At 72.2% G+C, this 13,168-nt stretch carries 9 protein-coding genes; 8 read left to right on the top strand and 1 reads right to left on the bottom strand.

What is annotated here, in order from left to right:
* Nucleotides 1-97 precede the first annotated feature (97 nt).
* The 5 genes from K933_RS07410 to aroC all read left to right on the top strand — a co-directional run bounded on the left by K933_RS07410 (nt 98) and on the right by aroC (nt 7,542).
* On the top strand, nt 98-1,267 hold the full coding sequence (locus K933_RS07410; protein ID WP_023394083.1) for an iron-containing alcohol dehydrogenase family protein: 1,170 nt from the start codon (nt 98-100) through the stop codon (nt 1,265-1,267).
* A gap of 167 nt (nt 1,268-1,434) precedes the next feature.
* Nucleotides 1,435-4,005, top strand: coding sequence for a PAS domain-containing protein (locus tag K933_RS07405; RefSeq protein ID WP_023394082.1), 2,571 nt, complete (start codon nt 1,435-1,437; stop codon nt 4,003-4,005).
* Between the two features lie 143 nt (nt 4,006-4,148).
* Nucleotides 4,149-5,546 carry a cytochrome P450 gene (locus K933_RS07400; protein WP_023394081.1) on the top strand — a complete coding sequence of 466 codons (1,398 nt, stop codon included), beginning with the start codon at nt 4,149-4,151 and terminating at the stop codon, nt 5,544-5,546.
* Nucleotides 5,547-5,650: 104 nt separating this feature from the next.
* Nucleotides 5,651-6,220 (top strand): methyltransferase family protein, encoded by a 570-nt coding sequence (locus K933_RS07395; RefSeq protein ID WP_023394080.1) that lies wholly within the window; start codon nt 5,651-5,653, stop codon nt 6,218-6,220.
* Nucleotides 6,221-6,336: 116 nt separating this feature from the next.
* Nucleotides 6,337-7,542 carry a chorismate synthase gene (aroC, locus tag K933_RS07390; protein WP_023394079.1) on the top strand — a complete coding sequence of 402 codons (1,206 nt, stop codon included), beginning with the start codon at nt 6,337-6,339 and terminating at the stop codon, nt 7,540-7,542.
* A gap of 52 nt (nt 7,543-7,594) precedes the next feature.
* Here the strand turns inward: aroC and K933_RS07385 are convergent, their stop codons facing one another.
* Entirely contained in the window at nt 7,595-9,484 is a 1,890-nt protein-coding gene (locus K933_RS07385; RefSeq protein WP_023394078.1) for a PKD domain-containing protein, read from the bottom strand.
* A gap of 214 nt (nt 9,485-9,698) precedes the next feature.
* Between K933_RS07385 and K933_RS07380 the strand changes: the two genes are divergently transcribed.
* The 3 genes from K933_RS07380 to lrpA1 all read left to right on the top strand — a co-directional run bounded on the left by K933_RS07380 (nt 9,699) and on the right by lrpA1 (nt 13,093).
* Entirely contained in the window at nt 9,699-11,618 is a 1,920-nt protein-coding gene (locus tag K933_RS07380; RefSeq protein ID WP_023394077.1) for a 2-oxoacid:acceptor oxidoreductase subunit alpha, read from the top strand.
* A gap of 4 nt (nt 11,619-11,622) precedes the next feature.
* A complete protein-coding gene (locus K933_RS07375) occupies nt 11,623-12,561 on the top strand; it encodes a thiamine pyrophosphate-dependent enzyme (protein ID WP_023394076.1) in 939 nt (312 codons plus the stop codon).
* Between the two features lie 103 nt (nt 12,562-12,664).
* The gene (lrpA1, locus tag K933_RS07370; RefSeq protein ID WP_023394075.1) at nt 12,665-13,093 is read left to right on the top strand and encodes an HTH-type transcriptional regulator LrpA1; all 429 of its coding nucleotides are present in this window, start codon (nt 12,665-12,667) and stop codon (nt 13,091-13,093) included.
* Nucleotides 13,094-13,168 lie beyond the last annotated feature (75 nt).

Here is a 13,168-nt window from a genome sequence, read left to right as displayed (position 1 = left end):
TCGGGATCGGAGCCGTCCGACCCCCGCCGGACGGGGGTTCCGGTGGGCCGGGCCGCCCCGCCGGCACGGTTTTGCGGCGCCCGGCCGACTCCGACGTATGGATCCAGAGCCGTTCGTCTTCGAGTTCCGGACGGGCGAGGTACAGTACGGGCGCGGCCGGATCGACGGCGTCGGCGACGCGCTCGCCGACCTCGTGAGCGACCGCGCGCTCGTCGTCTGCGGGTCGAACACGGGCGCGAACCGCGAGCTCATGGACGCGGTGGAGGCGGGTCTCGGCGACCGCCACGCGGGCACGTTCGACGGGACGACGCCCGCAAAGCGCGTCGAGACCGCAGCGGCGGTGGTCGAGCGCGCCGAGGAGACGGACGCGGACGCGTTCGTCCCGGTCGGCGGCGGCTCCAGTCTCGACGTGGCGACGGTCGCGAGCGCGCTCCGCGCGGACGGCCGGTCGCTCGACGACGCCCGTACGGAGGTGCGCGAGACGGGCGGGCTGGCGGTCCCCGACGCGGGGACGACGCCGCTGGTGCCGGTGCCGACGACGCTCGCGGGCGCGGAGATGACGGTCGTCGCGGGCGCGAACGTCGAGGTGGACGGCGAACTCGTGAGCACGGGTGTCTCCGGGGCGGCGCTCGCGCCCGCGGCGCTGGTGTACGACCCCGACCTGTACGAGACCACGCCCGACGGCGTCCTCGCGGGGTCGGCGATGAACGGGTTCGACAAGGCGGTCGAGTCGCTCTACTCCCGGCACGCCTCCGTGCTGACCGACGCGACGGCGACCCGCGCGGTACGGTACCTCCGGGCGGGGCTGCCCGGGATGGCCGACGACGCGGCCGCGATGGAGCGCGCGGTCGCCGGGGTGGTGCTCGCGCAGTACGGCGTCTCGCGGCCCGAGCGGTCGACGCTGAGCGTCGTCCACGCGTTCGGGCACGGCCTCCGGAAGGCGTTCGGCGTCCAGCAGGGGCTGGCGCACGCGGTGGTCGTCCCGCACGTCGTACGCTCGCTGGTCGACGCGGGCGCGGTGCGCGACCCGCTGTTCGAGGCGTTCGACGCCGACCCCGGCGACGGGGAGGCGGTCGTCGCGGCGGTCGAGGAGTTGCGGGACGCGCTCGACCTGCCGGCGCGCCTGCGCGACCTCACGGGCGCGAGCGAGGCGAAACTCGACGCGGCCGCGGCCGCGACCGCCGACGATGGCGTACTCGACAACGGTCCCGCGGGGTACGAGTTGCGCGCGGCGGACGCGCGGTCGATACTCGACGCCGCGTGGTGAGTGGAGTCGGGAGTGCGCCGGACCCCCGACCCCCGAGCGGGCGGCACCCGGCGCCGCGCCGGTCGCGGGCGTCGACGCGCCGGCCGGCCGGGAGAGACGGGCCGACTGCGGGTGAGCCGGTCCGTGGCGTCCGTGAGCTACATGTGTCCGTCCGTGTATGAAGATCCATGACCGAACGGACGGGTCCGCTCCGTCTCCTCTTCGTCGGGGTAGCAGACGCCGTAGCGGAGGGAGTGACGGCCGCGCTCGACCGTCGCGTCGAGTCGACGCGGGTCGACGCGGGGGCTGACCCGGCCGGCGTCGACCCCCGCGAGTACGACTGCGTCGTCGTCGCCGCGGACGCGCCCACCGCGTGGACCGAACGCGACGCCGCGCGGGGAGACGGCACGTCCGTCCCGCACGTCCGCGTTGACGGGGACGAGGCGGCCGGCGCGGACACGGAGACGGGGGCGGCCGACCGACTAGCGGCGCGCGTCCGTGCGGTGACGAGCGTGAGCCGCGAGCACCGGCGGTCGGTCGAGCGGAGCGCCGAGGACGCCCACGCGGTCGACGCCGACTGGCGGGTCGTGGTGTGGAACAGCGCGGTCGCCGACCGACTCGACAGGCCGGCGGCGTCGGTGCTCGGCGAGGTGGTGTGGGAGGCGTTCCCCGAACTCGTCGGCACGCGCTTCGAGGCCGAGTACCGGCGCGCGATGGGGAACGGGGAGGCGCGGACCGTCGAGGCCCGGCCGGTCGGGTTCGACGTCCGCGTCGAGTCGCGGGCGTACCCCGACGAGTCGGGGCTGACGATATACACGCGGAACGCCGAGGAGGGGCGCGAGCGGGCGCGCCGTCTCGACCGGTACGAGGCGGCGGTCGAGGCCATCCGCGACCCCGTATTCGTGGTCGACGAGGAGCGGCACGTCGTGTTCGCCAACGCGAGCGTGCGCGACACGGCACCCTCCGACGGCGACGACGACGCGGGCGCGGACGACGGGAACCGGTCGGTTCGCGACCTGCTCGGTGACGCGGGCGAACGCGTCGAGTGGGCGGTCGACGCCGCCCTCGACGCCGCCGGCACGATCCGCGCCGAGGGGTTCGACCGGCAGGTCGTCGTGACGGGCGCGGGCGGCGAGTCCGGGTCGGGCGACGGGAGCGGCGCCGCGGCGGGAGGGGCGGACGGCCGGCGGTCGGTCGAGTACCGGGTGACGCCGTTCACGAGCCGCGGGCGGGCGTACGCGCTCGTCGCCGGGCGGGACGTGACCGAACGGGAGCGCGAGCGCGAGCGGACGCGCACGGTCGCCGAGCGGTTCGGGACGCTCACCGCGGCGATGCCCACCCCGGTGGTCGGGGTGAACGCCGAGGGGGAGGTGACGCTGTGGAACGACGCCGCCGAGGACACCTTCGGCTGGTCGCGCTCGGAGGTGCTCGGCGAGTTCAACCCGATCGTCCCCGAGTCGGAGCGCGCCGACTTCGAGGTGAACCGGCGGCGCCTGCTCGACGGCGAGCGGATCGACGGCCAGGAGGTGAGACGGCGCGCCCGCGACGGCGAGACGCTCGACCTGCGGCTGTGGGGTGCGCCCGTGCGCGATGGCGACGGAGCCGGGTCGGACGCACCCGGGACGGAGGTGCTCGCCGTCTTCGAGGACCTGACCGAGCAGAAGCACTACCACCGACGGCTCCGCGCGCTCCAGCGGGCGACCGGGGGGCTCAACGTCGCGTCGACCCGACAGGAGGTCGCCGACCGGGCGGTCGAGGCGGCCGTCGAGGTGCTCGACATGGAACTCACCGGGCTGTACGGCTACGACCCGGAGGCGAACGCGCTCGTACCGGTCGCGAGCGGCGCCGGGACCGACGAGACGTTCGACGAACTCCCGACGTTCGAGGCGGGCGAGGGGTTGGTGTGGGCCGCGTTCGAGGACGGGACCCCCCGCGTCTACGAGGACGTGAGCGCGGTCGAGGGACGGTACAACACCGACACGCCCGTCCGGGCCGAACTGATCGTCCCGCTGGGCGAGCACGGCGTCCTGATGACCGGGTCGACGGACACGCGCGCGTTCGACGAGACGGAGGTGACGATGTTCCGCTCGCTGGCCGCCGCGGTGGAGGCGGCGCTGACCCGCGCCGACCGCGAACAGCAGCTCACGCGGCAGAACGAGCGGCTCGAGGAGTTCTCCCGGGTAGTCGCACACGACCTCCGCAACCCCATCTCGGTGGCGGAGGGGTTCCTCGAACTGGCGCGCGAGACGGGCGACCCCGACCACTTCGAGCGGGTCGAGCGCGCGCTCGACCGGATGGCGCGGCTGGTCGACGACCTGCTGGTGTTGGCGCGGCGGGGCGACGCCGACCGCGAGTCGGAGCCGGTGGAGCTGACGGCGGCCGCCCGCGAGGCGTGGAAACACGTCGAGACGGGCGCCGCGACGCTCGACGCCGACGACCTGCCGTCGGTGACGGGCGACGAGAGCCGGTTCGTGCAGTTGTTCGAGAACCTGTTCCGCAACGCGGTCGAACACGGCGGCGACGGCGTGACGGTCCGGGCGGGCGCGCTCGACGGCGGCGGGTTCTACGTCGCCGACGACGGCGCCGGCATCCCGGACGACGACCGCGACCGGGTGTTCGAGCAGGGGTACACCACCCGACAGGACGGGACGGGGTTCGGGCTCTCCATCGTCGAGACCATCGCGGCCGCACACGACCTGCGGGTCGCGGCGACCGAGGCGGCCGACGGCGGCGCGCGCTTCGAGTTCCGACCCTCCTAGCCCGACGCCCCGCGGTCGGGCGCGGGGACTCACGGACGAACGGGAGCCGGACCGCTCGCGACCGGCCTCCGCGGGGTCGAAACCGCGCGCAACGCAGACCCAGTTCGCGAACGGCTTTTCGCGCGGGCGACGTAGCCCGCGCCGTGAGCGACCCCTCCACCGCATCCGAGCACGCCGACACGCACGAGGCGGCCGAGACGGCCGAGACGCCCGCTCCGGCCGAGTCGGTCCCCGGTCCGGACGGTCTCCCCGTCGTCGGGTCGTTCTTCGACGTCCGCGACGACTCGTTCGCGTTCCGCGAGCGCGTCGCCCGCGAGTACGGCGGCGTCGCGCGCTACGACGTGCTCGGCTCGCCGGTGTACCTCCTGACCGACCCCGCGGCGATAGAGCGCGTGCTGGTCTCGGAGAACCAGCACTACCGGAAGGGCGACCTGTTCCAGCGACAGCTCGGACCCGTTCTCGGCGACGGCCTGCTCACCAGCGAGGGGGCGTTCTGGCGGCGCCAGCGCCACCTGGTCCAGCCCGCGTTCGGCCCCGACCGGATCGCGGGGTACGCCGACACGATGGTCGACCGGACCGTCGCGGCGACCGACGGCTGGCGCGACGGCGAGGTCCGGGACGTCCACACGGACACGATGGGGCTGACGCTCGACATCGTCGCGCGCACGCTCCTCGGCGTCGACATCGGCGCGCGGCGTCACGCCGTCGGCGGCGCGCTCGACGCCGTGATGGACGCCGCGGCGGGGTCACTGTTCGACCTGCTCCCCGAGGGCGTCCCCACGCCGGGACGGGTGGCGCGCCGCGAGGCGGTGGCGACGCTCGACCGGATCGTGGACGAACTGGTCGCGGAGAAGCGCGCCGACCCCGGCGAGGACGTGGTGACCACGCTCCTCCGGGCGGAAGACGAGTCGGGCGAGCCGATGAGCGACGAGCAGGTGCGCGACGAGGTCAAGACGCTGCTGCTCGCGGGCCACGAGACGACCGCGCTGTCGCTGACGTTCACGCTCCACCTGCTCGCGCGCCGGCCCACGGTCGAAGCGCGCGTGGTCGACGAACTCGACGAGACCCTCGGCGGCGACGACCCGTCGCTCGCGAGCGTCGACGACCTGCCGTACCTCGAACGGGTAGTGAAGGAGTCGATGCGGCTGTTCCCGCCGGTCCACGGTATCCTCCGCGAGCCGACCCGGGACGTGGAACTCGGCGGCTACCGGATCCCCGCGGGGTCGCCGCTGTCCATCAGCCAGTGGGTGGTCCACCGCGACCCCGCGGTGTACGACGACCCGCTGGCGTTCCGACCCGACCGGTGGACCCCGGAGTTCGAGCGGTCGCTCCCCCCGCTGGCGTACTTCCCGTTCGCGGCGGGGCCGCGCCGGTGTATCGGCGACCGCTTCGCGATGCTCGAAGCCAGGCTGGTGCTCGCGACGCTGCTCCGGCGGTACCACTTCGAACTCGTCTCGCCGGAGGAACTCGACCTGGTGGCGTCCATCACCTCCCGGCCGACGACGCCCGTCCGGATGCGGGTCCACGAACGCGAGGAGTGAGGTCCGCGCCGACGGGTCGCGACGCCGCGACCCGCGGCGCCCCCGTCGGGACACCGAGCCGAGACGAACGGAACGACTACGGCCGGGGAGGTTCACGCACCCGTATGTCCTCGTTCGGACGACGCGCGTTCGCGGTCGGTGCGGCCGCGGGAGTCGGGGTCGTCGCACTGCTCGTGGTCACACTCACGACCGGCGTCAGACTCTGGCCGCCGGGCGAGCGTTCGTGGAAGTACTACCTCCACTGGGGGCTGGTGACGGCGTACGAACTCTCGACGCTCGCGGTCACGCGCGACGACTGGGACTCGTGGGTGGTCCCGACGGCGGTCCGGTTCGGCGTCGGCGTCCCGCTCGCGGTGGTGGGTGGGGCGCTGTTCGTCGTCGGGACCGGGACGCTGGGAGCCGACGAGACTGGCGGGGTGGAGGGTGACCTCCGCACCGACGGTCCGTACGCGTACACGCGGAACCCGCAGTACGTCGGGATGATCCTCGGGCGGGCCGGGCTGGTGTTGCTCGTCAACTCCCGGCGCGTCGCGGTCCTCGGCGGCCTCCAGGTCGGCTGGGTCACCCTGCTCCCGTTCGCGGAGGAGCCGTGGCTCGCCGAGCGGTTCGGCGCGGAGTACGAGCGGTACCGCGAGCGGGTCCCCCGGTTCGTCGGGCGCGACTCGCTCCCCTGAGGGCGGCGTCGAGTCGGCGTCTCGGGCCGACTCCGCTCGGGTGCCGGATCGCGTGTCGGCCAGCCGCCGGCCGGCGTCCGTCGGGCTTTATGCGTCCCGGTTCACAGACTCGGGTAATGAACGGCAACGAGTTCGGCCGGCTCTTCCGCGTCACCACGTACGGCGAGAGTCACGGGCCGGCGATGGGCTGTACGGTGTCGGGCTGTCCGGCGGGCGTCGAACTGGACGAGGAGGCGATCCAGCGGGAACTCGACCGGCGCAAGCCCGGCCAGTCGATGATCACGACCAGCCGCGGCGAACCCGACGAGGTGGCGGTCAACTCCGGCGTCCAGGACGGCTACACGACCGGCACGCCCATCGGGATGACCATCGAGAACAAGGACGCCCGCTCGGGCAAGTACGAGCCGTTCGTGACCGCGCCGAGACCCTCCCACGGCGACTACACCTACTCCGCGAAGTTCGGCACGCGCAACTGGGGCGGCGGCGGCCGGTCGTCGGCGCGGGAGACGGTGAACTGGGTCGCCGCCGGTGCGGTCGCCCAGCAGGTGTTAGACGCCAGCGAGTACGACGTGCGGGTGAAAGCGCACGTCAACCAGATCGGCGACATCGAGGCGCCCGAGGTGAGCTTCGAGGAGATGCTCGAACACACCGAGGAGAACGAGGTTCGCTGTGCCCACCCCGAGACGGCCGAGCGGATGCGCGAACGGATCGACGAGTACCAGGAGGCCGGCGACTCCATCGGCGGGAGCGTCTACTTCGAGACGCGGGGCGTCCCCCGGGGGTTGGGCGCGCCGCGGTTCGACTCGGTGCCCGCGCGGCTGGGCCGGCTGATGATGGCCATCCCCGCGACCACCGCCTTCGAGTTCGGTCTCGGCCGCGACGCCCGCGAGGTGACGGGCCACGACCGCAACGAGGACTGGGAGTCCGACGCGGGCGGCGACGACCACGCCGACACCGTGAGCGAGGAGGGCGACCCCGTGCCGGTCGGCAACGACCACGGCGGTCTCCAGGGGGGGATCACGACCGGCGAACCCGTCTACGGCGAGGTGACGTGGCACGCCCCCACCTCGATCCCGAAACAGCAGACGACGGTCGACTGGGAGACGGGCGAACGGAAGGATATCCAGGTGGTCGGCCGACACGACCCGGTGCTCCCGCCGCGGGCGGTGCCCGTCGTGGAGGCGGTGCTCCGGTGTACGGTCCTCGACTTCATGCTGTTGGGCGGGCGGATCAACCCCGACCGCGTCGACGACCGGCCGGGCGAGTACGACACCGACTACCACCCGCGCAGCCCCGACAATCGCGACGAGACCGAGGAGTAGCGCCGCCGGCGCGGCCGCGGAGTCGTGTCGGCGGCCCGAGCGGGGACCGACCCTACCCGGGCGTCGGCGTCGCGCCCCCGGCCGCCGGGAGCACGCGGACCGTGACCCGCTTGCGCCCGTAGCCGTTCGGTCCCTGCGAGGTGGTGACCTGGACCGTGTACGTGCCGGGCGTGTCGTAGACGCGGGAGAACCGCGTGTCGAGCGGACCGCGCGCGAACTGCCGGGCGGTCCCGTCGCCGTACTCGACGAGGAAGCTCTGGTGGCTACCGACGCCGAACTGGACGCGCGTCCCGGCGGGCACCCGGAGCGTCCCGTTCGTCGCGTTCCACCGCCCCGCCGACGCCGAGAGGTTGACGTGGCGGTGGGTCATCACGGTCCGGTGCGTCTTCCCCAACCGCAGGGTCGCGGTGTCGCCCGTCGCGTCCGAGAAGGTGACGCTGACCGGGTGGTAGACGCGCCCGCCGTCCTCGGAGCCGAACACGTGCAGGAGGGACGAGCACAGCCTCCCGTCGGTGCGGCTGAGCGACTGGGTCTTGACCGCGCCGTCGCCGAACTCCCACGTCGCGGTGACGCGGCCGTACGCGTCGCCCGCGACGCACGCGTTGAAGTCGTACGACCCCACCTCGATGGTGTCCGCGACCGAAGTCTGGGGGGAGCCGTCGATGCGTCGCCTGGCCGACCCGTTGGCCACGTAGAGCGCGCCGGCGCCGTCGGTCACCGCGACGGGCGTCTCGACGGTGACGCGGTTCCCCTCGTCGTCGGTGACCGTCGCGGCGACGGTGACCGTCGAACCGGGGTCGTCGGGGATCCGGACGCGGCGTTCGAACCGCGAGCCCGAGTCGGTCCCGGCGGCCGCCGCCGTCGACCACGAGACGCGCACGCCCCCGCCGTCGGGGTCGAACGCCTCGACGCGGTACGTCCGCACGCTCCCGGCCGGGGCGGCGTCGGGTCCGGACAGCGACGCCGCGGGTTCGCCGTCGGCGTACACCTCGACGCTCGTCGCCGCCGAGTCGGTGCCACCGTCATCGTCGACCACCGACCCGCGGACCGTGTACGTCCCCGGGTCGGTGAACGTGCGCGTCAGCGTCCGTCCGGTCGACCCCGTCCCGTCCCACGCGTAGCGGACGACCGACCCGTCGGGGTCGTTCGCGTACAGCGTGTACGTCGCCGTCTCGCCGACCGCGACCCGCGTCGGCCCGTCGACGACGGGGTCCGGGACGGCGTTCCGACGGCCGGGGCGAACAGCTCCCCGAGCGTCGCCGGTCGCGTTCGACTCGACCACCTCGACCGTGTCGTTCAGCCGGGTCGTCCCGCCGTCGTCGTCGGTCACCGTCACCGAGAGGGTGACGTTCCCCGCGCGGTCGAACGTGAGAGTCGGCCGCCGTCCGGTCGCGACCGGACCGGTCGCTCCCGTCTCCCACCGGTAGGAGACGACGCGGCCGTCGGGGTCGGTGGCGTTCGCGCGGAACCGCGCGGAGTCGCCGCGGGTGACGGCGTTCGGTCCCGCGATGCGATCCGTCGGCGGCCGGTTGTCGGCACCGGCGGGCGCGGCGGTCGGACGCGTGCGCGCGTGGACGTACAGCGAGTCGGTCCGCGTCGCCCCGTCGTCGTCGGTGACGGCCAGCGTCACCGTGTACCGCCCCGCGGCGGCCGGGGTGAACCGCGTCGTCTCGGCCGTCGGGTCGACGGGCGCGACGGCGTCGCCGTCGGGCGCCTCGACGCGCCACTCGTAGGCGGTCACCTCCCCGTCCGGGTCGAACGACCCGCCCGCGTCGAGGAGGACGGGTTCGCCCACGTCGACCGACCGGTCGAGACCGGCGTCCGCCAGCGGCGGGTCGTCGGGCGCGGCCGTCGGCGTCGACGGGGCGGCGAGCGGGGAGGCTCCCGCGGCCGGCGACGCCGCGACGACGAGCAGGAGGGTGAACAGCGGCGCGAGTCGCATTGGAATCGGGTTGCCTCGGAATCGGGTATAAACGTTCGCGGGGCGTTATCAGCGGTAATTTCGCCGACGGTCAGAACGGCCGCGACCCGGCTCGGGAGCGGCCGAGTCGGCGGATCTCTCACGAACGATCCGTGAGAACCGATGGCAAGGTCTTTTAGTGGCCCAGGCTCTACCTCTACAGCACTAGGCCTTGGCGGAAGGCCGTTGACCTACTATGGCAGACAACGAACTCATCTGGCGGATCGCTGGCGGGTCCGGTGACGGGATCGCCTCGACCAGCCAGAACTTCGCGAAGGCCCTGATGCGTGCGGGGCTTCACGTGTTCACGCACCGGCACTATCCGTCGCGCATCCGCGGTGGCCACACGTACGTCGAAGTGCGTGCCTCGGCCGACCCCGTCAAGTCACGGGGCGACGGGTACAACTTCCTCCTCGCGCTCGGCGACTCGTTCGCGCGGAACCCCCAAGACGAGGCGTACTACGGGAACGAGGAGATCAAACCACTCTCGGAGAACCTGGACGAACTCCGCGAGGGCGGAGTGATCATCTACGACGAGGGACTCGTCGACACGGACGACATCCCCGACTTCGACGAACGCGTCGAGGAGAACGACTGGCACGTCTACCCGCTCGACCTCCGCGGGCTGGCCCGCGAACAGGGCCGCGAGGTGATGCGCAACACCGCGGGCGTCGGCGCAACCTGCGCGATCACCGGGATCAAACTGGAGTGGATCGAGGAGCTGATGCGGGACGCGATGCCCGAGAAGATCCTCGAACCCAACCTGGAGATCCTCGAGACGGCGTACGACTCCGTCCAGGAGGAGTACGACACGGACGCGCCCGACATCGACCTCCCCGAAGGGGAACACGACGAGGACCAACTGCTGATGTCCGGCTCGGACGCGATCGCGTACGGCGCGATCGACGAGGGCTGCCGGTTCATCGCGGGCTACCCCATGACGCCGTGGACGGAGGTGTTCACGATCATGTCGAAGAACCTGCCCGAACTCGGCGGGATCTCCGAGCAGGTCGAAGACGAGATCGCGGCCGCCGCGCTCGCCATCGGCGCCTCCCACGCCGGCGCGAAGGCGATGTCCGGGTCGTCGGGCGGCGGGTTCGCCCTGATGGGCGAGCCGCTCGGACTGGCGGAGATGACCGAGACGCCGCTCGTGCTGATCGAGGCGATGCGCGCCGGTCCCTCGACGGGGATGCCGACGAAGCCCGAGCAGGCCGACCTCGAACACGTCCTCTACACGTCGCAGGGCGACTCCCAGCGGGTCGTGTTCGCGCCCGGCACCGTCCAGGAGGCGTACGACCACGCGCGGAAGGCGTTCGAGGTGGCGTACGACTACCAGATCCCCACGATCGTCCTCTACGACCAGAAGCTCTCAGGCGAGTTGACGAACGTCCCCGAGAGCCACTTCGACCGCGACCCCAACCCGGGGATGGGGAAGACGCTGACCGAGGCGGAACTCGAAGACCAGCCCCACACCGACGACGGGCAGTTCCACCGGTTCCAACACGACGTCGAGGACGGCGTGACGCCGCGGTCGGTGCCCGGCCAGAAGGGCGGGCGGTATCTCGCGACCGGCAACGAGCACAACCCGGCGGGCCACATCGCGGAGGCGCCCGACAACCGGATCGCTCAGATGGACCGCCGGAGCCAGAAGCTGGCGGCGATCCGCGAGAACCTCGATTCGGACTCGCTGCTCTCCGAGCACGGTCCCGACGAGGCCGACTACGGCATCCTCACCTTCGGCAGCCAGCAGGGGACCGTCGAGGAGGCGGTCGACCGGCTGAACGACGGGGGCACCTCGGTGAAACTGCTGACCGTCGGCGAACTCATGCCGTACCCGCGCGAGCAGGTCGCGGAGTTCATCGAGTCGGTCGACGAGGTGTTGGTCGTCGAGATGAACGCCTCCGCGCAGTTCCGCGGGCTGACCCAGAAGGAACTCGGCCAGTACGGCGAGAAGCTCTCGTCGCTGCTGAAGTACAACGGCAACCCGTTCGAGCCCCGGGAGATCGTCGAGGGGTTCGAGACGAACATCGTAGCGGGCGAGGGGGACTCCCCCGACCACCAGACCAAGTTCGTGCCCCCGGCCGAGGACGCGGGCGCGAGCGCGGCAGGAGACTGAAACCATGAGTGCATTCAGCGCGATCGGAGAGGAGCGGGAGATCGACCGGGAGGAGTACACGCCGGCCATCGAGCCCCAGCCAACGTGGTGTCCGGGCTGTGGCGACTTCGGCGTGCTCAAGTCCCTGAAGCAGGCGTTGCCCGAGGTGGGCCGGTCGCCCGACGAGACGCTGCTGGTCACGGGCATCGGCTGTTCGGGCAAGCTGAACAGCTACCTCGACAGCTACGGGTTCCACACCATCCACGGGCGCTCGCTGCCCGTGGCGCGCGCGGCGAAGTTGGCGAACCCCGATCTCGAAGTCATCGCCGCCGGCGGCGACGGCGACGGCTACGGGATCGGCGGGAACCACTTCATGCACACCGCCCGCGAGAACCACGACATGACGTACATCGTGTTCAACAACGAGATCTTCGGGCTGACGAAGGGGCAGACCTCCCCGACCAGTCCGAAGGGGCACAAGTCGAAGACCCAGCCCCACGGCTCGGCGAAGACGCCGATCCGCCCGCTGTCGCTGTCGCTCACGTCGGGCGCGTCGTTCGTCGCCCGCACGGCGGCGGTCAACCCCAACCAGGCGCGCGACATCCTCGCGCAGGCGATGGAACACGACGGGTTCGCGCACATCGACTTCCTGACCCAGTGTCCCACCTGGAACAAGGACGCCCGCCAGTACGTCCCGTACACGGACATCAACGAGTCCGACGACTACGACTTCGACCCGACCGACCGCGCGGAGGCCCAGCGGCTGATGCGCGAGACCGAGGACAAACTGTACGAGGGTGAGGTGCTGACGGGCGTCTACTACCGCGAGGACGACCGCCCCTCCTACGGCCAGGAGAAGCGCGACATCGGCGAGATGCCCGACGAGGCGCTCGCGGAGCGCTACTTCGACGACGACTACGAGTGGGAGCGCTCGTACGACATGTTCATCGACAAACACAAGTAGACCGCAGCGGGATCGACCCCGCCGCCCGCGTCCGGTCGGACGCTCCCGAAACGTGGGTTTACGCTTCGCAAGGTATTTTTTCCGTGCCACCAAAGGAAGCTACATGAGTACGTCCTCGACGGCCGACCGCATCCTCGAAGCCCTCGAGGCTGACGCGCAGGCCTCCTACGCCGAGATCGCGGAACGCGCCGGCGTCTCGAAACCCACGGTCCGTAAGTACATCTCCGAACTCGAAGACGAGGGGGTGATCGTCGGCTACTCGGCGGACGTCGACCCCAAGAAACTCTCCGGGAAGACGATCGCGCTCGTCGGTCTCGACGTCGACAGCGAGCAGTACGTCGACGCGACGCGCGCGCTGAAGCAACTCGACGCCGTCGAGGCGCTGTACACCTCCTCCGGCGACCACATGTTCATGGCCGAGGTGCGCGCCTCCGACGGCGACGAACTGGGCGAGGTGATCAGCGAGGAGATCCTGAGTATCGACGGCGTCACCGCGGCCCACCCCTCCGTCCTCCAAGAGCGGTTGAAGTAGCCGCGCCGCCGGTCGCGGCGTCGGCGCCTCCCGGCCGCCGCGGTCGGCGTCGGCGTCGGCGCCCGCGAGCGCCGC

Origin of the sequence: Candidatus Halobonum tyrrellensis G22 (assembly GCF_000495475.1) — an archaeon.
GTDB classification, from domain to species: domain Archaea; phylum Halobacteriota; class Halobacteria; order Halobacteriales; family Haloferacaceae; genus Halobonum; species Halobonum tyrrellense.
The sequence above is the reverse complement of the archived record's forward strand: the minus strand, read 5'-3'. Positions and strand labels throughout refer to the sequence as shown.

What these genes read in the sequence shown, in the direction of transcription:
- K933_RS07395 (WP_023394080.1), top strand. Translation starts at nt 5,651, where the DNA reads ATGTCCTCGTTCGGACGACGCGCGTTCGCGGTCGGTGCGGCCGCGGGA.
- K933_RS07405 (WP_023394082.1), top strand. Translation starts at nt 1,435, where the DNA reads ATGACCGAACGGACGGGTCCGCTCCGTCTCCTCTTCGTCGGGGTAGCA.
- K933_RS07385 (WP_023394078.1), bottom strand. Translation starts at nt 9,484, where the DNA reads ATGCGACTCGCGCCGCTGTTCACCCTCCTGCTCGTCGTCGCGGCGTCG.
- K933_RS07375 (WP_023394076.1), top strand. Translation starts at nt 11,623, where the DNA reads ATGAGTGCATTCAGCGCGATCGGAGAGGAGCGGGAGATCGACCGGGAG.
- K933_RS07410 (WP_023394083.1), top strand. Translation starts at nt 98, where the DNA reads ATGGATCCAGAGCCGTTCGTCTTCGAGTTCCGGACGGGCGAGGTACAG.
- K933_RS07380 (WP_023394077.1), top strand. Translation starts at nt 9,699, where the DNA reads ATGGCAGACAACGAACTCATCTGGCGGATCGCTGGCGGGTCCGGTGAC.
- aroC (WP_023394079.1), top strand. Translation starts at nt 6,337, where the DNA reads ATGAACGGCAACGAGTTCGGCCGGCTCTTCCGCGTCACCACGTACGGC.
- lrpA1 (WP_023394075.1), top strand. Translation starts at nt 12,665, where the DNA reads ATGAGTACGTCCTCGACGGCCGACCGCATCCTCGAAGCCCTCGAGGCT.